The following is a 21,730-nucleotide window of genomic DNA, read 5'->3' on the forward strand; positions in this document are numbered from 1 at the left end:
CGATCGGGATGCTCAGTCCCGACACCTACGAGCGGTCGCTGGCAGCGGCTGCCTGAACTGTGTAAGCCCCTGTCCACCGTTCGGGGTGAACCTCATCGTGCAACCGATGCGCCGTCGACCTCGGTTGCTTCGATGTCATCGGAGCAGTGTGTTGACACGTCGTAGCGTGTCGGACGGCGCCTCACCGAATTGGTCGCGGTAGCTTCCGGCGAATCGTCCAAAATGGAAGAGACCGTGCCGTCGGGCGACCTCGGCGACAGTTACTACGTCAGGAGCGCTGATCTCGAGATCTTCACGTGCCCGCCGGAGGCGGACATCGCGAAGGTATCCGTTCGGCGTCATGTCCAGATGGCGTTTGAAGCCCCGTTCGAGGGCGCGCACGCTGACGCCGACCGCGTCGGCGATGCTGGCGATTTCACGGGTTCACCTGCCCATGCCAGCGCTTTTTCGGGCCCGATCGTCTGGATGGCATCCGGTCGGTTCCCCGCGACAAGTCACCTGGAGCGGTGGCGTTGGCGTTGGCGCCGCGAGTCCCGTTGCCTTTCGGCCACCGGCATCCGCTTCTTGGGCATCCTGTCCCGCCAGGGAGTTCAGCCCCTCTTGCGATCGGCTTACCGAGCTGCTGCGCTCGGACCCTGACGGGGTTTCCACGTTCCGCGCATGCGAGATGCGGTCGGGGTGGGCGCCCCCGAAACCCCGGGGCCAGCGGTGTCCACGCGACCAGAAGGAAGTTTCGGTCGCCGGCGCACCCGCAGCGATGTTGTCACCGGTGGCCTTCACTCGTGCGTCGTCGGTGTCGACCACAGGCGCGGGGAGCGGAACCGCCGCCAGCATGCGCTCTGGAGTCCAGAACTTTCGGATCTCCTAGGAGTGCAACGCCTGCGATGACACGGTTTTCCCGCCGATGGACTTGGCCTGGCTGATCGTCCAGCCCGGCGTTTCCTGCGGTGAAGCAGCCGCGACGCCGTTCGCTGTTGAAAAGCCGGCTGTCACGAAAACGCTTACTGCGAACACGCTGATGACGCGTCTCATTGACGTCCCCTCCTCCATCGAATGTGCTGCAATCGTCGGGAGAGCCCATAGCGGCAGGGGAGGATGCGCAGAACCTGCGACGTGGAAGCCGTCCCCTCGGCTACAACCCACCCTATCGATGCCCGTTTTGGGCGTTGTACCCCATTGGTGTGGTTCACTGGACTCATGCCCAGCAGCGATGACCAGGAGATCGGCGGCTTTTCCGTCAGTGGTGGCGGCGTTGCGCGCCGTTGGACCACGGAAGACATGCGGCGGGCCGTGCCGCTGCCGACTCCGGTGCCGCCCGGTCAGGTTTCGGCCGACGACGAGCTGGCTGCTCGGGTGATCGTCGCCGCGATGAGCCGGCTGGTGTCGACCGGAACGGTGACGGTCCCGCAGATCGCCTTCGATCTCGGCGAGTCACGGGAAGACGTGTCGGCATGCGTGCAGAGGCTGGCGCGTCCCTGAACCGGTGTATGCGAGAAGAGGTGACGGTGGAGCAGGCCGCCTCGATCGGTCTCGATCGTAACGGGATGACGTCCGTCGATCGAACGACCTGGCCCATCGACCTCAGCCTCGTAGCGGCGGCCGCCGTCGCCTACGTGCTGTGCCGCGGCTGGCAAGGCTGGCGAACCAATCCCACCACGGCAAGCGCCATACGTACCCGCTCAACCAGATGACGTAACCGGGCGGTGTCGAGCACTGGTTGATGCTCGACACCGCACACATCATCGGCCGGTACAGCCTCGCAGAGCGAGGCGATGCCGTGGGTGCCCGAGATTGTCCATGACCTCTAAGGATTACGGTGTGGCCAACTCTATCAAGATGCTGACCTTCGCCGTCACCCTGATCGGCGGCGATCAGGCGGTGTTGATCAGACTTGCATTAGTCTACAATGGACTAAGATAGCAGTGATTGCGTATCCGATGGGGTTCCGTTGCTTGAGTAGTGCCTGACACTGTGCGACACTTGACGATACTGAAAGGCGGTCAAGATGTCGGCTGACCTGCATTTATTGGCAGAGTCTGACACTTAGCGACACTCACCGACTTTGCTTTCCCTCGCACTTGTAATCAGATGGTCAGGTCGGCCACTTTCTGGGCAACCGCCTGGAGCGTGTTGCGCGACGCGGATGGCATCGTTGGCGACTGCGGGGCAGCGTGCGGCGGCCTGGCTGTCGAACTAGGGGCGATTTAAGGGCGAAATTGCAGGTCGAACGAGGTTGACCGACGTCGACTGAGAGCATGAGCGATTGCAAACATCCCAGCTAGAGCGACTGACGTCGACCCGAAACGACTCGAACCAATAATCCGGAGGATTTCTGGTTCGAGCGAGCTCAGCGATCTTGCCTGCGGGCTGCTCGGCTTGGCGTTGCCCCCGGCAGTTGGCGGGGGAGAACTCTTGCCGAGCTCCTGGCGGGCTCGGCGGGCGTGCTTAAGGTACTTGGGGACACCCACGCGATTCGGTGTCCCGGTTGTTGATCTCGTTCAGCGGCGGAAGGGGCGTCGTGGGTCCCGCGGGTCTATGTCGAGGAACCGTTCGAACCAGGCTTGTGGCCGGTAGTCGCCGATGCCGAGTTCTCGGTTTTGGTCGGCGTCTGGGTCTTCGATGCCGTCGAGCTGTTTGCTGAAGAGTGCGAGGATGTCGAGGTCTTGGAACAGTGTTTCGTTGAGCATGTCCCAGTCGTGGTCGTCGTCGTGTTCGGGCAGGTCTGCGTAGCGTTCGGCGAAGCCGGCCCAGTCATCGCCGACGGCGGCTTCAGCGGAGCGGAGGATGAGGTGCAGTGCCATCTCTTCGGCTGGGCAGCGGGGCTGGGGCCGGTTGCCGTCAGTTAGGTCGTCGCTGAGGTCGCCGAAGGAGCGTGCGGCTTGCCGGCGCCAGACGGCGTTCTGTCGCCAGGTGATCCGCGGGAACTCGTCGAACACGGCCCAGGCACCAGTTTCGTTCACCGGCTCGTCACCGTGTTCGAGGACATCGTCGTAAGCTTGATCGGCCAGAACTCCGGCTGCGGTCCACAGGGCTGCTGCCGTTCGTGGTGTCAGTTGGAAGCCGCCGCACCGGTTGCAGTCGTCCGCGCCGCAGGTGCACAGGGGGAAGAGTTCGGCGAATTGAGGCCAGGCCGAGACTGGTACGCCGAGTTCGTCGATCTCGACTACCAACTCGGTGGCTTCGACGAACTCGATCCCGGGACGATCATCGATCACGCCGCCTGCGTCGACGAACCATTGCACGGCGGCGACGGCGTCGCTGCGGATGTGGTCCTGCTCGTCCTGTCGGACCTGCGCGACGCTGCGGTCGCTGTCAGCGGAGACGGAGAACTGCGCTGTCTCGATGTCGGCGATCGCGGCCTGTTCGAGTGCGTTCTCATCGGTGATGTCGACAACCGCTTCGACGGTCACCCTGACTCTGCGGCTGCGTCCCTGGGCGCGGGTCATTCATCCAGGCTATCCCCGCGGGCTGCGTGTGGTAGTCGAGTCCGCGGGGGCGCACGCTGAGCTGGTCGACATGGAGGTCGCGATGGGACGAGCAGCGGTCTACAAGCGGTGCGGCTGTAAGGCACGAGGAGAAGCCGGCGGCGAGCGAGGTGCCCTGTGTCCGCGGTTGGCCGAGCGGGGGCATGGGAGTTGGTACTTCTCGCTGGAGCTGCCGTGCGGCCGGGACGGTCGGCGGCAGCGGGTGCGTCGTGGCGGCTTCCGGTCCCGTGCGGCCGCGGAGCAGGCGCGGGCGTATCTGCTCGGGGCTGATGTGGTGCCGGGGCGGAGCGCGGTCACGGTGGGGCAGTGGTTGGACATCTGGCTGGAGATGCGCCAGACCCTGAGCTTCAACACGCGCCGGTTGTACACCCAGCACGTCAGCGACTAGCTGAAGCCGTACCTGGGGAGTGTGCCGTTGCGGTCGTTGACGGTGGCGCGGGTGCAGGCGATGTTCGTCGCGTTGGCCCGGGCGAACGCAACACGGGAGCGGCCACTGTCGTCGGCCACGTTCGTGCGGATCCGGGGGACGTTGCATGCGGCGCTGAACGGCGCGATCCGGGTGGGAGTGATTGAGCGGAACCCGGCGCATCTGGTGGAGCTGCCGTCGGGGCGGCGGCCGCGCGCGGTGGTGTGGACCGAGGCGCGGGTGGCGCATTGGCGGGCGACGGGTGAGCGGCCGCCGGTGGCGGTGTGGACGGTCCGGCAGACGGCCGGGTTCCTTGAGCACGCGCGTGGCCATCCGATGTATGTGCTGTATCTGGCGGTCGCGTTGCTCGGGTTGCGGCGGGGTGAGGCGACCGGGCTGCGCTGGTGCGATCTGGACCTCGACGCTGCGGTCGTGCAGGTATCGCACCAAGTGCAGGACCGGGGCGGCCGCACAGTCGTGTGCCCACCGAAGACCGAAACGAGCGTCCGCACGTTGGCGCTGGATCATGGCTTGGTGGCCGCGCTGCGAGCGCTTCGAGCAGAGCGGCGACAAGAGCGGGCCGGCGAGCCGGTCGGGTTTCTGTTCACCAACCGGTATGGCGGGCCGTTGAGCCCGGGGCACGTGACACACGCCTTCAGGCGGCTGGTGGCGGAGGCGGGGTTGCCGCCGATCCGGTTGCATGACCTGCGGCACGGGGCGGCGAGCTTGTCGCTGGCCGCGGGGAACGATTTGAAGGTGGTCCAGGCGATGCTGGGGCATTCCAGCATCGTGCTTACCGCCGACACTTACACCAGCGTCCTGCCTTGCCTGGCCCATCAGGCCGCCGAGGCAACGGCGGCTCTGGTGCTGGCGGCGGCTCGGAATGCGGCGGCCTCGTTGCGCGGCCGGGCAAGCGGGAAACGACGCGGGCGAGGCAAAGGCCGCCATGCCCGCAACAAGAAGGTCAAGGACAACGGCCGGCAAGCGCGGTCTCATTCGGCCCCACGCCGGTCCCATCCATGATCAAAGCCCACTGGCAAGATCCTCGTGATCAAGGATACCCGCAGGTGGGCTTCGATTCAGTGGGGTGCGCCATCAGGGACTCGAACCCCGAACCCGCTGGTTAAGAGCCAGCTGCTCTGCCAATTGAGCTAATGGCGCCGGTGTCTGCCGGAGGTTTCCCTCGGCGACGTGGAAAACATTAGCACCCGGTTCCGGGGCTCGTTCCAGGGGGGTCCCGTTGACGAGTTCCGACGTTGCCGCCCCGGTGTCGGGGCTGGTCGGGCACACTGTAGTCGGACATCGACGGCGAAACAGGCAGGTGGACATGACGCGTGTGGGGGTGCGGCTGTTGGTGGCCGCGGGGGTGATCGGCCTCACGGTGGCCGGCTGCAGCAGTGGTAGCCCTTCGAGTGAACCTCCGAAGGCGACGCCGTCCTCGAGTGCGCCCAAGCCCGCGCCGAAGCCTGCCGTGCTCACGGTGAGCCCTGCGAAGGATGCCAAGGACGTCGCGCCCGGGGAGCCCGTCAGCGTCGTCGTTGCCGACGGGAAGGTCGGTGACGTGAAGCTGACCGGGGCCGACGGCAAGGTCGTCGCGGGGAAGGCGCGCGCCGACGGGTCGGGGTGGGACTCCGCCGAGCCGCTCGGCTACAACAAGGCCTACAAGCTGACCGCGACCGCGACCGGCTCCGACGGCAAGCCGGTGACGCAGGAGTCGTCGTTCGCGACCGTCAAGCCCGCGCGGCAGCTCGGCGTCTCGGTGAACCTCGACGACGGCGAGACGGTCGGCGTCGGGATGCCGCTGATCTTCACCTTCAGCGGGAACGTCGCCGACAAGGCCGCCGCCGAGAAGGCGCTCAAGGTCACCGCCGAGCCGGCCACCGAGGGCGCCTTCCGCTGGTCCGGCGACAAGCAGGTGACCTGGCGGCCGAAGGACTACTGGAAGAGCGGCACCAAGATCACGGTCGACGCCGCCGTCTACGGCAAGGCGCTCGGCAAGGGCAGCTACGGCCGCGAGGACAAGAAGATCACCGGCACGATCGGCGACAAGCTCGTCGCGGTCGCCGACGGCCAGACGCACCAGATGACGGTCACGATCAACGACAAGGAGGTCAGGACCATGCCGACCTCCATGGGCAAGCCCGGCCACAACACCCCGGCCGGCACCTACACCGTCATGAGCGAGCACACCGGCTACACGATGAACTCCGCCACCTACGGCGTCCCCGAGGACGCTCCCGGCGGCTACAGCACCTTCGTCCAGTACGCGATCCGCCTGTCCTACAGCGGCATCTTCTACCACTCCGCGCCGTGGTCGGTGCGGCAGCAGGGCCACAGCAACGTCAGCCACGGCTGCCTCAACCTGTCCACCGAGAACACGAAGTGGCTGATGGACACGTCCAGGAAGGGTGACGTCGTCACGGTCCAGAACAGCGGCGGCCCGAAGCTCGAGCCGACCGACGGCTGGAGCGTCTGGCAGCTGTCCTGGGACGAGTGGAAGACGGCCGCGAACTAGCGGTCGTCGTACTCCGCGCGGGCCGCCGCGATGAGCGGCAGGTGCGTGAGGCTCCACTCGAGCAGCGGCGCGGTGGCTTCGCGCAGCGTCCGGCCCATCGACGTCAGCTCGTAGCTGACGTGCGGCGGCATGACGGCGTGGACCGTGCGCGTCACGATCCCGTCGCGCTCGAGGTCGCGCAGGGTCACGGTGAGCATGCGCTGGCTGATTCCGTCGATGGCCCGCTTGAGCTCGGTGAAGCGCCGCGGCCCGTCCTTGAGCATCCGCACGACCAGCAGCGCCCACTTGTCCCCGACGATCCCGAGGACTTCGCGGGCCTGGCACGCGTCCTGCACGGTTACCTCCTGAGAACCGAGGCACCAAAAAGTGCCGTATTGTCCGGTGTGCTTCGAGTGATCACGATGGTTCCATGTCCACGTTTCTACTGGTACACGGTGCTTGGCACAGCGGACGCAGCTGGGACCGCGTGGTCCCGCTGCTGGAGTCGGCCGGGCACCGCGTGTTCGCGCCGTCGCTGACCGGGTACGGCGACAAAGCCCACCTGCTGAGCCCGGAAGTCGGGCTCGGCACCCACATCGACGACATCGCCGGCGTGCTCGAGGACGAGCACGACGTCGTGCTGGTCGGGCACAGCTACGCCGGGATGGTCATCTCGGGAGCCGCCGACCGGATGCCGGAGCGGATCGCGCGGCTGGTGTTCCTCGACGCGATGGTCCCCGAAGACGGCGAGACCGCGGCCGACGTCATCCCCGTCACGAAGCAGCTGATCGACAGCGCGGTGGACGGCTGGCGGGTGCCGCCGATGGGCCTGTTCGGGGTCACCGATCCCGACGACGTCGCCTGGCTGCGCTCGATGCTGTCCGACCAGCCGGTGCGGTGCTTGACCGAGCCGGTCCGGCTGGACAACCCGGCGGCGAAGGCGATTCCGCGTACGCACATCCACTGCGTCGGCGGCGAGCCGACGGGTATCACCCGGCGGCCGGTCCCGGCGGGCGAGCCGGTGCGGGAGCTGCCGACCGGGCACGACTGCATGATCACCATGCCCGCCGAGCTGACCGGGCTGCTGCTCGAGGCCGCTTAGCCCTTCGACTCGCGCACCAGCTCCCGCGCCTCTTCTTCGGTCGCCACCGCGGGACCCGAGCCCCAGAGAGGCTTGTTCGCCGTCTCCCGGCTGAAGTAGACCGCGACGGCGCCGACCGCGCCGGCGGCCATCATGTACCACGCGGGCCAGAAATCGTGGCCGGTGGACGAGATCAGCGCCTGCATGACCAGCGGCGTCGTGCCGCCGAAGAGCGACACGGAGATGTTGAACGCGATGGACAGCGCGCCGTAGCGGATCGCGGTCGGGAACAGCGCCGGCAGGGCCGCGGGCATCGAAACCTCGAAGCAGAGCAGCAGCAGGCCGAGGCCCATGAGCCCGAGGAACGTCAGGACCAGGCCGCCGTCGTGCACCAGCAGCATCAGCGGCCAGGACAGCACGAAGAAGCCGAGGCAGCCGGCCATCATGACGGGCTTGCGGCCGACGTGGTCGGTGATCCGGCCGCCGACCAGGATGATCAGCATCATCACGACCATGACGACGATGATCAGCAGCAGGCCGTGGGTCGCGTCGAGGTGCAGTTGCTCGGACAGGTACGTCGGCATGTACGACAGGAGCATGTAGTCGGTGACGTTGAACACGAGCACCAGGCCGACGCAGATCAGCAGCGCGGGCCAGTAGTCGGTGAACATCTTCCAGAACGGCTCGCCGGAGCGGCCGCGCTTCTCCGACTCTTCGGCGTGCTTCTGGAACGCTGGCGTTTCCTCGAGCTTGAGGCGCATGTAGAGGCCGATGATGCCGAGCGGGCCGGCGACCAGGAACGGGACGCGCCAGCCCCAGTCGAGCAGCGTCTCGTGCGGGACCCAGGCCTTCATGCCGGTGACGACGGACGCGCCGAGCACGTACCCGGACAGCGTCCCGAACTCGAGCCACGAGCCCATGAAGCCGCGACGTTTGTCGGGGGAGTACTCGGCGATGAAGGTCGTCGCGCCGCCGTACTCGCCGCCGGTCGAGAACCCCTGCACCATCCGGGCGACCACGAGCAGGATCGGCGACCAGACCCCGATGGAGGAGTACGACGGGATCAGCCCGATGCTCAGAGTGCCGATAGCCATCATGATCATGGTGACGGCGAGGACTTTCTGCCGCCCGATCCGATCGCCGAGGGGGCCGAAGACCAGCCCGCCGAGGGGCCGCATGAGGAAGGCGGCGGTGAAGGCGCCGAACGTCCCGATCAGCCGGACTCCGGGGGAGATCGTGGGCGGGAAGAAGACCTCGGCGATGGTGTCGGCGATGTAGGCGTAGACGCCGAAGTCGAACCACTCCATGGCGTTGCCGAGGGCGGCGGCTCCCACCGCCCGCTTGAGAAGCGAGCGGTCGATGACGGTGATGTCCTCGTACCGCAGCTTCTTCTTCCGGCCTTTGATCCTCGGTGCTGAACGTGCCACCAGAACACGGTGCACCGCCGACCGGCCGCGTGCACGCTGAGCCATCCGGTCGTGAGGGTTGCCACCGACGGCCGAAGGGTGCGAAAAGCAAAAACCCCAGTTCGGTCCGAAGATCCAAACTGGGGTGTTGGGGTGAGCGACGGGTTTCGAACCCGCGACCTCCTGGACCACAACCAGGTGCTCTACCAGCTGAGCTACGCCCACCATTACCGAGGGGATCCGCTTGCGATCGCCTCGCTGGCAGTAATCGTAGCGGGTGCCCTCAAGCGGATTGCAGGGGGTTACCCCTGGTGCCGTTCCTGCACTTCAGCGGCCGCCGCCTTGGCTTCGTCGCTGGTCGGGCCGGGTTGCGGGACGAAGGCGACGCGCCGGTAGTAGTCGAGTTCGCCGATGGATTCCTTGATGTCCGCCAGCGCCCGGTGCGCGAGGCCCTTCTCCGGCTTGGCGTAGTAGATCCGCGGGTACCAGCGGCGGACGAGCTCCTTGACGGAAGAGACGTCGACCAGGCGGTAGTGGAGGTGGGCGTCGAGCGCCGGCATGTCGCGCGCGATGAAGCCGCGGTCGGTGGCGATCGAGTTGCCGGCGAGCGGCGCGGTCCCGGCTTCGGGGACGTGCTCGCGGATGTAGTCGAGGACGCGGCGTTCGGCTTCTTCGAGGGTGACGCTGGAGGCGCGGACCTCTTCGGTGAGGCCGGAGTGGGCGTGCATCTCGCGGACTACGTCGGGCATCCCGGCGAGTTTTTCTTCGTCGGCGTGGATGACGATGTCGACTCCGTCGCCGAGCACGTTCAGCTCCGCGTCGGTGACGAGGGCGGCGATTTCGATCAACGCTTCCTTGCCGAGGTCGAGCCCCGTCATTTCGCAGTCGATCCAGACTAGGCGGTCGGTCACCTGGTGACCCTAACCCGACACGGGGATAAGAGCGGCGTTACCTGCGCGTACGGCGCGTTACGCTCGCGGTGTGGTGCAGGACACACGATCGGGGAGTTGCGAGTGACCGAGCAGGGGTCGCCGGCGAGCGAAATCGCCGCTGGTTATGCGAGTGAGGGTGCCGCGCTCGAGCTGGGCGCGGTGGTGATCGACGGGAAGACGGACGCCGCGGCCGCGGTGCGCCTGCCGCTGGCGACGCTGAACCGGCACGGCCTGGTCGCGGGCGCGACCGGGACGGGCAAGACCAAGACGTTGCAGCTGATCGCGGAGCAGCTGTCGGCGGCCGGGGTGCCAGTGGTGCTCGCGGACGTCAAGGGCGACCTGTCCGGCCTGGCCGCGGCCGGCGAAGCGAACGACAAGGTCGGTAAGCGCTCCCAGGAGCTGGGCGACGACTGGGCCGGCACGGCGTACCCGGTGCAGTTCCTGTCCCTGGGCACCGGCGGGAAAGGCTCGCCGATCCGCGCGACGATCACGAGTTTCGGGCCGGTGCTGCTGTCGAAGGTGCTCGGGCTGAACGAGACCCAGGAGTCGACGCTCGGGCTGATCTTCCACTGGGCCGACCAGCGCGGTCTCGCGTTGCTGGACACGAAGGACCTCCGGTCGGTGATCACGCACCTGACCAGCGACGAGGGCAAGGCGGACCTCAAGGGCATCGGTGGGGTGTCGGCGGTGACGGCCGGGGTGATCCTGCGCGCGTTGTCGAACCTCGAGGCCCAAGGAGGCGAGGACTTCTTCGGCGAGCCGGAGCTGGATGTCCACGACCTCATGCGCCAGAACGACGGCAAGGGCGTCGTCACGCTGCTGGAGCTGGACAACCTGCAGGCGAAGCCGGCGTTGTTCTCGACGTTCCTGATGTGGCTGCTGGCCGAGCTGTTCGAGGAGCTGCCGGAGGAGGGCGATCTCGACCAGCCGAAGCTCGTCTTCTTCTTCGACGAGGCGCATCTGCTGTTCAACGACGCGTCGAAGGCGTTCCTCGAGCGCATCGAGCAGACCGTGAAGCTGATCCGGTCGAAGGGCGTCGGCGTGTTCTTCTGCACGCAGCTGCCCACGGACATCCCCAACAACGTGCTTTCGCAGCTCGGCGCGCGGATCCAGCACGCGCTGCGGGCGTTCACCCCGGACGACCAGGCGGCGCTGGCCAAGACGGTCAAGACCTACCCGAAGACGAAGTTCTACGAGCTCGACACGGCGTTGACGTCGCTGGGCATCGGCGAGGCGATCGTCACGGTGCTGTCGGAGCGGGGCGCGCCGACGCCGGTGGCGTGGACGCGGCTGCGGGCGCCGCGGTCGAAGATGGGCTCGATCGGTCCCGAAGCCGTTGCCGCCGCGGTCACTTCGTCGGACCTGCACGCGAAGTACGCCGAGACGATCGATCGCGAGTCCGCGTACGAGAAGCTGGCCGCGAAGGTCGCCGCGGCTCCCGCGCCGGAAGCTGCGCCTGCTGAGGCTCCTCCGGCTCCCGAGAAGGAGAAGGACGAGCCGGGACTCATCGAGTCGGCGATGAAGAACCCGGCCGTGAAGTCGTTCATGCGGTCCGCCGCGAGCGCGCTGGGCCGGGAGATCACGCGCGGGCTGTTCGGCAACCGGAAGCGGTGACGAATACCTGACGCGAGCTGTCAGGTATGGCTGCGATGCTCGGCTCACCTTCGAGACAGGGGAAACCAGCCATGACCAGCACTGCCACCGCGTCGTTCGTCCTCGACGAGTGGGCGCCGCAAGCGACCGACGAGGCCGCGGGCACGGAGTTCGCCCGGGTGGCGATCGCCAAGACGTTCACCGGAGCGGTCGAAGGGACCAGCACCGTCGAGATGCTCACGGCGTCGAACGCGACTTCGCGTGCGTACGTCGCCTTCGAGCGTCTCGCCGTCTCGGTCGACGGTCGCAAGGGCGCCTTCGTCCTGCACCACTCGGCCGACGAGTCCGGCCTGACGCTGAAGATCCTCACCGGCTCGGGCTCGGGCGAGCTGACCGGGATCTCCGGCACGGCGAACATCGAGGTGGACGCCGAGCAGAACCACACCTTGACGCTCACGTACGAGCTGTAGACAGCGCGAAGGCCGTTTCGAGAGCCCCCGATTGACTCTCGAAACGGCCTTCGCTGTCCCCGCTCCCCGAAAGCGGGTGGAACGGACCGCCCCGACCACGGCCCGCCCGCGTCCTAGTTGTTCACGATCTGGTCGACGATCTTCTTGGCGTCGTTGATCGGGATGGCGAAGCCGATCCCGACGCTGCCGGCCGAGCCGTTGGCCGAGGCCGTCGGGCTGTAGAGGGCCGAGTTGATGCCGATGACGTTGCCCTGCGCGTCGACCAGCGCGCCGCCGGAGTTGCCCTGGTTGATCGAGGCGTCCGTCTGGATCGCGGTGTAGCTGGGCGAGTCTTCGGACTGGTTCGACGTGCGGCTGAAGGGCGACTGCTGTTGCTGCTCGCCCTGGCCGATGTCGGACAGGTTCCGGTTGAGCGCGCTGACGATGCCGGTGGTGACGGTGTTCTGCAGCCCGCCCGGCGAGCCGATCGCGACGACCTCTTGGCCGACGGCCAGCTTGCTCGAGTCGCCCAGCGTCGCCGCCGTCAGACCGCTCGCGTTCTGGGCTTGGACCACGGCGATGTCCGCCTTGGTGTCCGCGCCGACCACGCTGGCCTGGTACTTCTTGCCGTCGGAGGTCGTGATCACGACGTTCTGGGCGCCGTCGACGACGTGCGCGTTGGTCAGGATCCGGCCGTTCGAGGTGAGGATGACGCCGGAGCCGATCGCCTCGCCCTGCTCGGTGGTTACGTTGATCTGGACCACGCTCGGCGTCACCTTCGCCGCGACGCCGCTGACGTCGCCGGAGGTCGAGTTCGAGACCGTCTGCCCGTTCGCCGCGGGCGTGCTCACCGACGTCGTCGCGCCGTCCGCCGAGTTCGTGGTGAGCCCGACGATCGCGGCGCCGCCGACGCCACCGACCAGCGCCGCGCCGAGGGCGGTCGCGCTGACGATCATCGCGACGCGGCCGCCTTTGCGCGGCTTGGTCTTCAGCGCCGTGGGCGGCTGCCCCGGCTGCTGGAGCGGCGGCTGCGGGGTGAACAGAGGGTTCGGCGCGGCCTGCTGCTGGTAGCCGTACTGCTGCTGCGCGTACGGCCCGTACTGCTGGGTGCTGTGGTGCGGCTGGTGCCCACCGGGTGAGGCGGGGCCGGGCCGACTCTCGTTCTCGGTCATGGATCTAGATTCGCGCCCGTGCTTGTGAACAGCCTGTGGAAATACCTCAGGCTTTGCTGAGAAGAATCAGCTGAGAAAACTCAGGCGGTTCTCAGGCATCAGGCGAAGAACGACGGCACGTCCAGTGCGCCTCCCGCCGCCTCGAACTCGTCGTGGACCGCCTTCCGCAGTTCGGCGTCGCCCAGGTAGTCCGCCGCGGTCAGGGCCAGGCCCAGCGCGCCGTCGCGGACTCCCGCGTCGCCGGTCTCCGAACCGGCCGCAGCCGCGAACTCCTTGGTGTGCAACGCGACCGTCGGGCCCGAGACCGCGAGCATCGGGTGTAGCGCTGGCATCCGGTACGACAGGTTGCCCAGGTCCGTCGAGCCCGTGAGCGACTCCGGGACGATGCCCGGCGGGAGCGGCTTGCGGCCGGTGCCCGCCTGGTTGACCGACCAGCGGCCGGCGAGCGTGGTGTTGAAGCGGATCGGCAGGTAGGCGGCTTGGGCGTCCCAGGTCAGCTCGACGCCGCAGCCGGTCATCGCCGCCGCGCCTTCGGCGATCGACGTCATGCGCGCGGCGAGGTCGCGCAGCGTGTCGGGGGATTCGGAGCGGAGGTAGAACAGCAGTGCGGCCCGTTCCGGGATGACGTTCGGCCGGGCGCCGCCGTCGGTGAAGATGCCGTGGACGCGGTCGCTCTGCGGGAGTTGCTGGCGCAGCGCCGAGACGCCCTGGTAGGCGGCGACGGCGGCGTCGAGCGCGTTGCGGCCCATGAACGGCTGAGCGCTCGCATGGGCGCCGACGCCGTGGAAGACCATCTCCAGCTGGCGGCGGCCGAGGAACGGGTGCAGCGCGATGTCGTGGCTGAAGGGGTGCAGCATGATCACCGCGTCGACGTCGTCGAACACGCCGGCGCGGGCGAGGATCTCCTTGCCGCCGCCGCCTTCCTCGGCCGGGGTGCCGATCAGGCTGACCCGGCCGCCGAGCCGCTCGGCGACCGTGGCGGCACCGAGGAAGCCGCCCGCGGCGGTCGTGCAGATGACGTTGTGACCGCACGCGTGGCCGAGGCCGGGGAGCGCGTCGTACTCGGCGAGGACGGCGATGTGCGGGCCTTCTCGCTGCGGGGTGCTGACGCGCAGCGCGGTGTCGAGCCCACCGACGCCGACGGTCGCTTCGTGGCCGTGGCGGTTCAGGAGGTCCGCCAGCGCCTGCACCGAGCGGTGCTCGGCGAACCCCTCCTCGGGGTGGGCGTGCAGATCTTGGCTCAACGCCACCAGATCGGGTGAACTGCGCTCGACCGCGGCGGTCACCTCGGCCCGGGTCGCCTCGTCCGCACCGGGGTGCGGCGAGGACAGCGGTTCGGCGGCCGCGACGGCGTCGGCGGTGGCCTCGACCAGGGAACGCAGGTAGCTGTCGTCGGGCGGGACGGGCTCGTGGTGGGTCATGGGGCGATGCTAACCGCAGCCTCCGACAATCCGCGGTGCTCAGCCCAGCCGGCCCGCCACGATCTGCGTGACGCCGGCGTACCGCTCGGTGATCCCGGTGAAGCCGCGGGCGCGCAGGCTCGCCGCGATCTCGCCGCGGTCGAACATCCGTTGCCCGCTCAAGATCCCGCCGACGGACTCCGCTACCCGCGCGGGTTGCCAGCCACGCCGGGCGCTCGTCAGCAACACGATCCGGCCGCCGGGCTTCAGCACACGCGCGAAGGAGTCCAACGCGGTTTCGGGCTCGGCGAACATGTGAAGGGCGGCGAAGCAGCAGACGCCGTCCACAGTGGACTCTCTCAGCGGGAGGCGTACGGCGTCGGCGCGCAGGTAGGCGACGGAGGCCGGGCCGTCCTCGGCGACGGCTTTGGCGAGCATCGTGCGCGCGCCGTCGAGGCCGATGGCGAGCCCGCCCGCGCCGACGGCCGCACCGAACGCGCGCGTGAACCGGCCGGTGCCGCAGGCGACGTCGAGCGCGGTGTCGCCGGGGTTCAGATCGAGGAGCTTCGTCGCGAGCTTGATTTCGCCCGCCATGCTCGGTCCGAGTGGGCCCTTGAGCGCGCGGCCGAGGGTGGGGCGCCAGTACCGCTCGTAGACCCGCGGGAGAAGGGTGGTGCGCATCAGGCGCTGGGTGAGGCCGGTCGGCGGGCCGGCCTGGCTGATGGCGCCCAGCAGGTCGAGGTAGCCGTCGGCGGCCTTCGCGGGCGTCTCGAGCAGGTCTTCGAGGCGTTCGGTGGCGGTCTTGGTCGGCATTGCGCTCCTCTCGAATACCGGCAGTATGTCAAATCCCGGCCACTCGAACGAGTGAAGAATTCGCGGGCTCAGGCGTTCGAGTCCGGAATTGTCGGTGGTCCCGCCTAGTGTCGCAGGCAAGGTTCCGATCCGAGGAGGACAGATGACGATTTCCCTGCTGGGCAGCGAGATCACGGTACGTGGCGAGTTCGACCTGGCCGCGGCGGCCAAGTTCCTGACGGGTTTCGCGCCCGCCGGCCAGCCGGAAGCGGAGCCCGGCGCGCTCCGGGTGGCGTTCCCGCTCGACGGCGAGTGGACACCGGCGGGAGCGGTGCTGCGGCAGAGATCGCCCGGCGAGGTGGCGGTGGAGGTCCACGGCCCGCCCTCGCAGGCGGATGCGGTGGTGACGCAGGCGCGGAGGATGTGTTCGCTGGACGTCGACGGCACCGGGTTCGGGGAGATCGGCGCCCGCGATCCGGTGGTGTCGCTGGTGCAGGGGATGCACCCGGGGTTGAGGCCGGTCCTGTTCGCGTCCCCGTACGAGGCGGCGTGCTGGGCGGTGCTGAGCCACCGGATCTGGATGACCCAGGCGGTCCGGCTCCGCCGGCGTTTGGCCGAGCGCCACGGCACGGAGGTCGACGTCGGCGGCCGCGTGCTGACAGCGTTCCCGGCGCCCGCGGCGCTGGCGAAGCTGGAGTACCTGCCGGGCTTGTCGGGTCCCAAGATGCAGCGGCTGCGCGGAATCGCCGAGGCCGCGGCCGACGGCATGCTCGACGCGGCGGCGTTGCGGGCGATGCCGGCGGACGAGGCGCTGAAACAGCTGCAGCTCTTGCCGGGGATAGGCCGCTTCAGCGCCGAGCTGATCCTGATCCGCGGCGCCGGCCACCCGGACGTGTTCCCCCGGGCGGAGTCCCGCCTCCACGAGATCATGCGCGACGCGTACCACCTCCCGGAGGCGGGCGTAGAGGAGCTGACGGAGATAGCCGAGGCGTGGGCGCCGTTCCGCAGCTGGGTGTCGTTCCTGTTCCGAGTGGAAGGGGAGGCGCGGATGAGGGAGTCCCGATGACCTGACCCGCGGGCGGCGACCTCGGAGGTCCGGCGTGGGCTGGGATGAGTGCACTCACCTGGCTCGCCAACCTCGCGAGTCTCGGCCTCGATCACGCGAGTTCCGTCCCCAGTCACGCGAGTTCCGGCCCTGATCACGCGAGTTCCGTCCCCGATCACGCGAGTTCCGGCTTCAAGCACGCGAGTCTCGGCCTTGGTCACCCGAGTTCCGTGCTCCGGCACACGAGTCACGGCTTCAGTCACGCGAGGCCGGCTCACCGCGCCGGAAGCCGACGTTCCCCAGCGGCGCGGCCGGCCGCGCCGTGCCCGAGCGCCCAGTCAGTCCGTCGCCGCGAGCCCGAACCGGCGTCCAGCCCACACCACGACGACAGGAGACCGCATCGACCCGATACCGCAGTCGGCGAAACCGCCAGCGGCGGGGACTCACAGTAGCCAGATATCGCCTGTGGTGAGGTGTTCGGGTGAGCTCGCCCGTTCAACTCGCGCTCGGCGGCCAGGCCGGTGCCGGTGCTGCCGTCCACGCGGCCGCCACCACTCCGTCGCTGATCGAGCAGGCCCAGACCCCGGCCGTGATCACGCTGGTCGCCGGTGGGGTGGCGCTGCTGGTCGTGCTCGTCGGCGGCAGGCCTTGGCGGCTGGCGCGCAACGGCGTCACCATCGTGCACGAGGCCGGGCACGCCCTGGCCGCCGTGCTGGTCGGGCGGCGTCTGCAGGGCATCAAGCTGCACTCGGACACCTCGGGCGTCACCGTCTCGCGCGGCAAGCCCGAGGGGCCGGGCATGGCCTTCACCGCGATGGCCGGCTACCTGGCGCCGTCGGTGCTCGGGCTGCTGTTCGCCAGCCTGCTGGGCGCCGACCTCGTCGGCACCGTCCTCGTGCTGATCGCGCTGCTGCTGCTCGGCGTGCTGGTGATGATCCGCAACGCCTACGGGGTGTTCAGCGTCGTCGCCAGTGCCGTCGTGCTCGCGCTGGTCGCGTTCGTCGCGCCGGTCGAGGTGCAGGCTCCGTTCAGCTACCTCGTGACGTGGTTCCTGCTGTTCGGGGGCGTGCGGCCGGTGATGGAGCTGCAGGTCAAGCGGCGGCAGGGCCGCGCCCGCGACTCCGACGCCGACCAGCTGGGCCGGCTCACCGCGGTGCCGCCGGTGCTGTGGGTGCTGGTCTTCGCCGTCGGGACGGTCAGCTGCCTCATCGCCGGCGCGCTGTGGCTCCTGGAGCCCGTGGCCGCCTAGCCACGCCCATGCGGCAAACTGGTCTCTCGCTGGTCCGCGCGGAGGGAGCCGAACGATGGACGAGGTCGCCAAGGCCGTGGAGGAGTGCGCACGGGCGGCGAAGCTGGCCGCGCCGTCGCTCGCCGCCGCTTCCGCCGAGGCCGTCGACGCCGCGCTGACCGGGATGGCCGAGAGGCTGCTCGCGCACCGCGACGAGATCCTGGAGGCGAACCAGGCCGACGTCGAGCGCGCGAAGGCCGAGGGGATGAGCGCCGGTCTGCTCGACCGGCTCACCATCACCCCGGAGCGGCTGACCGGCATGGCCGAGCAGCTCCAGTTGCTCGCCGGCGCCCCGCACCAGGAGCGCTCGGTCGACGTGTCCACGCTGGACGGCGGCCTGAAGTTGGTCGAGCGGCGACGTCCGGTCGGCGTGATCGGCGCGAACTACGAGGCGCGGCCGAACGTGACCGTCGACGTGGCGTCGCAGCTGGTCAAGTCCCGCAACGGCGGTGTGCTGCGCACGGGCTCGGCCGCGCTCGGCTCGGCCCAGCGGCTGCGCGAGGTGGTCATCGCCCCGGCGCTGACCGAGGCCGGCATCGACGCGGACTGCGTCCAGCTCGTGCCGCGAGTGGAGCGCGAGGCGGCGTCCGCGCTGGTGCGGCTGCCGAACCTGGTGCCGCTCGTGATCCTGCGCGGCAGTGGTGACAGCACCCGGGCGCTGGCCACCGAGGCGGCCGTCCACGGCGTGCGCACGCTGGCCCACGCCGACGGCGGCGGCGTCCTGTACATCGATCGCGGGGCGGACGTCACAAAGGCGCGTGACCTCGTCTACGCGAGCCTCGACCGGCTGGGCGTCTGCAACCGGCTGAACCTGCTGCTCATCCACGAGGGCATCCACGACGACGTCTGGCCGGGCATCTCCGAGGCACTGGCCGAGCGGGGTGTCACGCCTTCGCTGGCGCCCCACGAGCACGCCATCGGCTACGAGTGGGCGCTGGACTCCGACCGCGAGGCGACCGTCACAGTGGCCAAGGTCGGCGCGCTCGCCGACGCCGTCGAGATCGCCAACGAGCGGACGTCGGGCCTGGCGGCGGGCATCGCCACCGACGACGCGTCGGCCGCGGACGCCTTCTTCGACGGCTACACCGGCACGGGCGTCTTCTGGAACGCCCCGACCCGTCTCCTCGACGGCTTCAAGCTGCTCGCGGTCCCGGAAACCGGCATCAACCTGGACAAGGTCCCCGGCCCCCGCGGGCCGGTGACGTACACGGACCTCTACGTCCGCCAGTACGCCGTCCTGCCCGCCTGAGGCCGGTCAGATCCGCGGCGGCACGCTCGCGAGCCGCCGCAGCTCCTTCACGGTCTGCTCGGTGTTGTCCAGCAGTTCGGTCCGGTCGCCGGCTTCGGCGGCGTAGCGGAAGATCGCGGTCGGACCGTCGCTGATGGCGATCGCCGCCACCAGCCGGCCTTCCGGGTCGCGGGTGAGCCCGGTCGACACCGGTACCTCCCGGCCGACGGTGTCGACCGTGGTGAGGGTCCGTTCGTGGTACCAGCCGCGCGTGTCCATGCCGGATAGACGCCGCGATCGCCGGGCGTGTTACGGCGCGGCATACTGGGCCGGGTGTTCACCCGGCCGCACGTCCTGCTGTCCGCCGCGCAGTCGCTCGACGGCTTCCTCGACGACACCTCGCCCGAGCGGCTCGTACTGTCCACAGAGGACGACTTCGCGGTGGTGGACCGGTTGCGGGCCGAGGCCGACGCGATCTTCGTCGGGGCCGGGACCGTCCGGGCCGACAACCCGCGGTTGCTCGTGCGCTCCCCGGAGCTGCGGAAATGGCGGCTGGAGCAGGGGAAGCCCGAACAGCCCGTCAAGGTCACCGTCACCACCCGCGGCCTCGACCCGGACGCGCAGTTCTTCACCGTCGGGGACACCGAAAAGATCGTTTACGCGCCGCCCGGGGCCGCCGACGCGCTGAAGCACGTCGCGACCGTCGTCGATGCCGGGGATCCGTCCGACTTCTCGCGCGTCCTCGACGACCTCGGCGCGCGCGGCATCGGGAACCTGCTGGTCGAGGGCGGCGGCGGGATCCACACCCGGTTCCTCACCGAAGGCCTCGCCGACGAGCTGCGGCTGGCGATCGCGCCGTTCTTCGTCGGGCAGCCGGACGCGCCGCGGTTCGTCGGGCCCGGGCTCTACCCGCGTCCGCTGACTCTCGTCAGCGCGGAAGAGCTCCAGGGTATGGCGATTCTCCGCTACCGGGCCGCGGCCGAGCCGACCGGCCGGGACGTCCGGCGCCTGCGGGAAGCCATCGCGCTCGCCGCCGAGTGCCCGCCGAGCCACACCTTCCGGGTCGGGGCCGTCATCACCGACGCCGACGGCGAAGTCATCGCGACCGGGCATTCCGGCGAGGGCGACCCCCTGAACCACGCCGAGGAAGCCGCGCTCGCCAAGTGCGGCGGCGACCCGCGCCTGGCCGGGGCGACGATCTACAGCTCGCTGGAGCCGTGCAGCAACCGCAGCTCCCACCCGCTCAGCTGCACCCGGCTCATCCTCGACGCCGGGATCCCTCGGGTCGTCTTCGCGTGGCGCGAGCCGCCCGTCTTCGTGGACGCCCGGGGCACCGAGCTGCTGCGGGAAGCCGGGCGGCACGTCGTCGAGGTGCCCGCGCTGACCCCGGAGGTCCAGCGCGAGAACACCCACCTCGAGTTCTGAAAGCCACGAAGGCCACCCCACGCAGCTCGGAGTGGCCTTCGCCGGACGTCAGGTGCTAGCAGGCGCCGTTGTCCTGCCACACGCCCCATTCGCCGGTGGTGCCGGGCTCTTCGCCCTGCGTCCACCACTTGGCCGTGAACTTGTGGCTGTTGTGCGAAACGACGTTGTCCTTGACGTAGACCTTCGTCCGGTCCCACTCCGCTGCGGTGCAGGAGCCGCCGCCCGGGGTGGTGGGGGTCGTGGTCGGCTGGGTCGGCGTCGTCTGCGGCGGGGTCGCGCCGGCGAACCGGACGCTGAACTTCGTGAAGTCCCAGTCGTTCTGCGGGACGTTGCTGCAGACGCCGTTGTCGGTCGTCCCGACGCACGCGCGGTCGCGGTTGACCGACCAGAACGTGAAGCGGCCGAGGCCGTGGCTGGTCGCGTAGTCGTAGACCGTCTGGAAGTCGGCAGTGTAGAACATCTCCGCCGCGTCCGACTTGCCGTTCATGCCGGAAAAGCCCTCGTGCGAGTACGCGGTCGCGCTGTCCCAGCCCATGTGCGACATCAGCAGGCCGTGCAGCGCTTCCAGGGCGGACACCTGAGACGACCCGCCGTTGAAGCCGCCGTCGAACGGCATGATCGAGAAGTTGTTGGGGGTGAAGCCGATCGACTTCGCCTGGTCGAGCAGCTGCGTGCCGAACCAGCCGGTGCCGGCCGCGGTGCCCGGCATGGTCACCGACACGAACAGGCCGGGGTTGTTGGCCTGCAACGTCTTCGCCGCGCCGAGCTCGTTCGCGATGGCCGCGGTGTTTTCGTACTCGGGCTCTTCGAGGTCGAAGTCGATCGCCTTGAGCGAGTACTTGCTGATGACCTGCTGGTACGCGGCGGCGGTCGCGGCCACGTTCCCGCAGGTCTGGCCGAGCTTCGTACCGCCGTAACCGCCGACGGACACCGAGACGTCGCCGCCCGCGCCGCGGATCCGCGAAATCACGTTCGCGACGGTGGTGTCGGACGAGACGGCCGAGGTGCCGTCCCAGGTCGGGCTGCAGCCGCCGCCGTTGGGCGCCAGGATGAACGCGAGCTGGAAGGCCTTGAGCCCGGTCGCGTTCATCACGGTGATCGGGTCGGGCGGGTTGTTGCTCACGGGCATCAGGTAGGGCGCGGCGGCGTACCAGTTGTTGCTCAACGCCGCGGTGGCCGAGGGCGCGCCGAGCACGAGGCTGACGGCGGTGGCGGCGAAAGTGGCGGCGGCGAGCCCGATGGCGGCCAGTCTGCTCCTGCGCATGATCTGTCCTCCCGGTGGGGATCGAGGGTGGACAAACTATTGGACTAGACCATTGACTAAGTCAAGACACGAAGGTCGGATAGGGGCGATCGACGGGTGAAAAGCGCCGTAATATCCGATATTTGTCCGAGATCCGTGACGAGCGGGTGAGCCAGAGGCGGGTCGCCGCGGCGGAGGAAGCGGGAGAGTAAGGCGGCGGCAGGATTCCCGCGCGCCGAAGCGAGGTCCGGTGGCGGGACGGGCAAGCGGAGGCGGAGAAACGGGCAAGCC

22 protein-coding genes and 2 tRNA genes are annotated in these 21,730 nt (G+C 69.0%); 11 read left to right on the forward strand and 13 right to left on the reverse strand.

Features of this window, described 5'->3' with window-relative positions:
* Positions 1–135: 135 nt before the first annotated feature.
* Positions 136–381, reverse strand: coding sequence for a helix-turn-helix domain-containing protein (locus AB0M59_RS43690; protein ID WP_364627572.1), 246 nt, complete (start codon positions 379–381; stop codon positions 136–138).
* 483 nt (positions 382–864) lie between these two features.
* Positions 865–1,032: a hypothetical protein gene (locus AB0M59_RS43695; RefSeq protein ID WP_364627574.1), complete on the reverse strand. Its 168-nt coding sequence runs from the start codon at positions 1,030–1,032 to the stop codon at positions 865–867.
* Positions 1,033–1,197: 165 nt separating this feature from the next.
* Here AB0M59_RS43695 and AB0M59_RS43700 point away from each other — a divergent pair, with 165 nt between their 5' ends.
* Positions 1,198–1,479 carry a hypothetical protein gene (locus tag AB0M59_RS43700; RefSeq protein WP_364627575.1) on the forward strand — a complete coding sequence of 94 codons (282 nt, stop codon included), beginning with the start codon at positions 1,198–1,200 and terminating at the stop codon, positions 1,477–1,479.
* 1,019 nt (positions 1,480–2,498) lie between these two features.
* Here AB0M59_RS43700 and AB0M59_RS43705 read toward each other — a convergent pair.
* Positions 2,499–3,446, reverse strand: coding sequence for a hypothetical protein (locus AB0M59_RS43705; RefSeq protein ID WP_364627576.1), 948 nt, complete (start codon positions 3,444–3,446; stop codon positions 2,499–2,501).
* An 82-nt stretch (positions 3,447–3,528) separates the two neighbouring features.
* Between AB0M59_RS43705 and AB0M59_RS43710 the strand changes: the two genes are divergently transcribed.
* Positions 3,529–3,873 (forward strand): hypothetical protein, encoded by a 345-nt coding sequence (locus tag AB0M59_RS43710; RefSeq protein ID WP_364627578.1) that lies wholly within the window; start codon positions 3,529–3,531, stop codon positions 3,871–3,873.
* Between the two features lie 60 nt (positions 3,874–3,933).
* A complete protein-coding gene (locus tag AB0M59_RS43715) occupies positions 3,934–4,914 on the forward strand; it encodes a site-specific integrase (protein WP_364627677.1) in 981 nt (326 codons plus the stop codon).
* A gap of 65 nt (positions 4,915–4,979) precedes the next feature.
* Here the strand turns inward: AB0M59_RS43715 and AB0M59_RS43720 are convergent.
* Positions 4,980–5,052: transfer RNA gene (locus tag AB0M59_RS43720), tRNA-Lys, on the reverse strand.
* Between the two features lie 166 nt (positions 5,053–5,218).
* Between AB0M59_RS43720 and AB0M59_RS43725 the strand changes: the two genes are divergently transcribed.
* Positions 5,219–6,406, forward strand: coding sequence for an Ig-like domain-containing protein (locus AB0M59_RS43725; RefSeq protein WP_364627579.1), 1,188 nt, complete (start codon positions 5,219–5,221; stop codon positions 6,404–6,406).
* On the opposite strand, the gene AB0M59_RS43730 is transcribed toward AB0M59_RS43725, so the two are convergent.
* Entirely contained in the window at positions 6,403–6,741 is a 339-nt protein-coding gene (locus AB0M59_RS43730) for a helix-turn-helix domain-containing protein (protein WP_364627580.1), read from the reverse strand. The genes AB0M59_RS43725 and AB0M59_RS43730 overlap by 4 nt on opposite strands.
* A 74-nt stretch (positions 6,742–6,815) precedes the next feature.
* On the opposite strand from AB0M59_RS43730, the gene AB0M59_RS43735 reads away from it, so the two are divergent.
* On the forward strand, positions 6,816–7,487 hold the full coding sequence (locus AB0M59_RS43735) for an alpha/beta fold hydrolase (RefSeq protein WP_364627581.1): 672 nt from the start codon (positions 6,816–6,818) through the stop codon (positions 7,485–7,487).
* Here the strand turns inward: AB0M59_RS43735 and proP are convergent.
* From proP to orn, 3 genes are all read right to left on the reverse strand, one after another.
* Complete coding sequence (gene proP, locus AB0M59_RS43740; RefSeq protein ID WP_364627583.1) at positions 7,484–8,938, reverse strand: glycine betaine/L-proline transporter ProP; 1,455 nt, start codon at positions 8,936–8,938, stop codon at positions 7,484–7,486. The genes AB0M59_RS43735 and proP overlap by 4 nt on opposite strands.
* Before the next feature lie 83 nt (positions 8,939–9,021).
* Positions 9,022–9,097 (reverse strand) — tRNA-His (locus AB0M59_RS43745).
* A gap of 77 nt (positions 9,098–9,174) precedes the next feature.
* A complete protein-coding gene (gene orn, locus AB0M59_RS43750; RefSeq protein WP_364627584.1) occupies positions 9,175–9,783 on the reverse strand; it encodes an oligoribonuclease in 609 nt (202 codons plus the stop codon).
* A gap of 102 nt (positions 9,784–9,885) precedes the next feature.
* Between orn and AB0M59_RS43755 the strand changes: the two genes are divergently transcribed.
* Both AB0M59_RS43755 and AB0M59_RS43760 read left to right on the forward strand, forming a co-directional pair.
* Positions 9,886–11,418 (forward strand): helicase HerA-like domain-containing protein, encoded by a 1,533-nt coding sequence (locus tag AB0M59_RS43755; protein ID WP_364627586.1) that lies wholly within the window; start codon positions 9,886–9,888, stop codon positions 11,416–11,418.
* 71 nt (positions 11,419–11,489) lie between these two features.
* Positions 11,490–11,867: a DUF3224 domain-containing protein gene (locus AB0M59_RS43760; protein ID WP_364627588.1), complete on the forward strand. Its 378-nt coding sequence runs from the start codon at positions 11,490–11,492 to the stop codon at positions 11,865–11,867.
* Positions 11,868–11,980: 113 nt separating this feature from the next.
* On the opposite strand, the gene AB0M59_RS43765 is transcribed toward AB0M59_RS43760, so the two are convergent.
* The 3 genes from AB0M59_RS43765 to AB0M59_RS43775 form a co-directional block, all read right to left on the reverse strand.
* Entirely contained in the window at positions 11,981–13,018 is a 1,038-nt protein-coding gene (locus tag AB0M59_RS43765; protein ID WP_364627589.1) for a trypsin-like peptidase domain-containing protein, read from the reverse strand.
* A 98-nt stretch (positions 13,019–13,116) separates the two neighbouring features.
* Positions 13,117–14,439 carry a M20 family metallopeptidase gene (locus AB0M59_RS43770; RefSeq protein WP_364627591.1) on the reverse strand — a complete coding sequence of 441 codons (1,323 nt, stop codon included), beginning with the start codon at positions 14,437–14,439 and terminating at the stop codon, positions 13,117–13,119.
* Between the two features lie 39 nt (positions 14,440–14,478).
* Positions 14,479–15,231, reverse strand: a complete 753-nt coding sequence (locus tag AB0M59_RS43775; protein ID WP_364627592.1) for a class I SAM-dependent methyltransferase — start codon at positions 15,229–15,231, stop codon at positions 14,479–14,481.
* A 142-nt stretch (positions 15,232–15,373) separates the two neighbouring features.
* Between AB0M59_RS43775 and AB0M59_RS43780 the strand changes: the two genes are divergently transcribed.
* From AB0M59_RS43780 to AB0M59_RS43790, 3 genes are all read left to right on the forward strand, one after another.
* Positions 15,374–16,276, forward strand: coding sequence for a DNA-3-methyladenine glycosylase 2 family protein (locus AB0M59_RS43780; protein WP_364627594.1), 903 nt, complete (start codon positions 15,374–15,376; stop codon positions 16,274–16,276).
* Between the two features lie 460 nt (positions 16,277–16,736).
* Positions 16,737–17,504, forward strand: a complete 768-nt coding sequence (locus AB0M59_RS43785; protein ID WP_364627596.1) for a M50 family metallopeptidase — start codon at positions 16,737–16,739, stop codon at positions 17,502–17,504.
* Positions 17,505–17,559: 55 nt separating this feature from the next.
* Positions 17,560–18,792, forward strand: a complete 1,233-nt coding sequence (locus AB0M59_RS43790; RefSeq protein ID WP_364627598.1) for an aldehyde dehydrogenase family protein — start codon at positions 17,560–17,562, stop codon at positions 18,790–18,792.
* A 6-nt stretch (positions 18,793–18,798) separates the two neighbouring features.
* Here the strand turns inward: AB0M59_RS43790 and AB0M59_RS43795 are convergent, their stop codons facing one another.
* Positions 18,799–19,050 carry a hypothetical protein gene (locus AB0M59_RS43795; protein WP_364627600.1) on the reverse strand — a complete coding sequence of 84 codons (252 nt, stop codon included), beginning with the start codon at positions 19,048–19,050 and terminating at the stop codon, positions 18,799–18,801.
* Between the two features lie 54 nt (positions 19,051–19,104).
* Between AB0M59_RS43795 and AB0M59_RS43800 the strand changes: the two genes are divergently transcribed.
* Positions 19,105–20,196, forward strand: a complete 1,092-nt coding sequence (locus AB0M59_RS43800; RefSeq protein ID WP_364627602.1) for a dihydrofolate reductase family protein — start codon at positions 19,105–19,107, stop codon at positions 20,194–20,196.
* A 55-nt stretch (positions 20,197–20,251) separates the two neighbouring features.
* On the opposite strand, the gene AB0M59_RS43805 is transcribed toward AB0M59_RS43800, so the two are convergent.
* On the reverse strand, positions 20,252–21,460 hold the full coding sequence (locus AB0M59_RS43805) for a chitinase (protein ID WP_364627603.1): 1,209 nt from the start codon (positions 21,458–21,460) through the stop codon (positions 20,252–20,254).
* Between the last annotated feature and the right edge of the window lie 270 nt (positions 21,461–21,730).

The sequence above is a fragment of the Amycolatopsis sp. NPDC051371 genome (assembly GCF_040682155.1).
In the GTDB taxonomy this organism is placed as follows: domain Bacteria; phylum Actinomycetota; class Actinomycetes; order Mycobacteriales; family Pseudonocardiaceae; genus Amycolatopsis.

Excerpts from the sequence above, each read along its gene's own strand:
- AB0M59_RS43700 (WP_364627575.1), top strand. The coding sequence starts at position 1,198 with ATGCCCAGCAGCGATGACCAGGAGATCGGCGGCTTTTCCGTCAGTGGT.
- AB0M59_RS43765 (WP_364627589.1), bottom strand. The coding sequence starts at position 13,018 with ATGACCGAGAACGAGAGTCGGCCCGGCCCCGCCTCACCCGGTGGGCAC.
- AB0M59_RS43795 (WP_364627600.1), bottom strand. The coding sequence starts at position 19,050 with ATGGACACGCGCGGCTGGTACCACGAACGGACCCTCACCACGGTCGAC.
- AB0M59_RS43770 (WP_364627591.1), bottom strand. The coding sequence starts at position 14,439 with ATGACCCACCACGAGCCCGTCCCGCCCGACGACAGCTACCTGCGTTCC.
- AB0M59_RS43780 (WP_364627594.1), top strand. The coding sequence starts at position 15,374 with ATGACGATTTCCCTGCTGGGCAGCGAGATCACGGTACGTGGCGAGTTC.
- AB0M59_RS43790 (WP_364627598.1), top strand. The coding sequence starts at position 17,560 with ATGGACGAGGTCGCCAAGGCCGTGGAGGAGTGCGCACGGGCGGCGAAG.
- AB0M59_RS43710 (WP_364627578.1), top strand. The coding sequence starts at position 3,529 with ATGGGACGAGCAGCGGTCTACAAGCGGTGCGGCTGTAAGGCACGAGGA.
- AB0M59_RS43735 (WP_364627581.1), top strand. The coding sequence starts at position 6,816 with ATGTCCACGTTTCTACTGGTACACGGTGCTTGGCACAGCGGACGCAGC.
- AB0M59_RS43705 (WP_364627576.1), bottom strand. The coding sequence starts at position 3,446 with ATGACCCGCGCCCAGGGACGCAGCCGCAGAGTCAGGGTGACCGTCGAA.
- proP (WP_364627583.1), bottom strand. The coding sequence starts at position 8,938 with ATGGCTCAGCGTGCACGCGGCCGGTCGGCGGTGCACCGTGTTCTGGTG.
- AB0M59_RS43805 (WP_364627603.1), bottom strand. The coding sequence starts at position 21,460 with ATGCGCAGGAGCAGACTGGCCGCCATCGGGCTCGCCGCCGCCACTTTC.
- AB0M59_RS43775 (WP_364627592.1), bottom strand. The coding sequence starts at position 15,231 with ATGCCGACCAAGACCGCCACCGAACGCCTCGAAGACCTGCTCGAGACG.
- AB0M59_RS43760 (WP_364627588.1), top strand. The coding sequence starts at position 11,490 with ATGACCAGCACTGCCACCGCGTCGTTCGTCCTCGACGAGTGGGCGCCG.
- AB0M59_RS43695 (WP_364627574.1), bottom strand. The coding sequence starts at position 1,032 with ATGAGACGCGTCATCAGCGTGTTCGCAGTAAGCGTTTTCGTGACAGCC.
- AB0M59_RS43725 (WP_364627579.1), top strand. The coding sequence starts at position 5,219 with ATGACGCGTGTGGGGGTGCGGCTGTTGGTGGCCGCGGGGGTGATCGGC.
- AB0M59_RS43715 (WP_364627677.1), top strand. The coding sequence starts at position 3,934 with ATGTTCGTCGCGTTGGCCCGGGCGAACGCAACACGGGAGCGGCCACTG.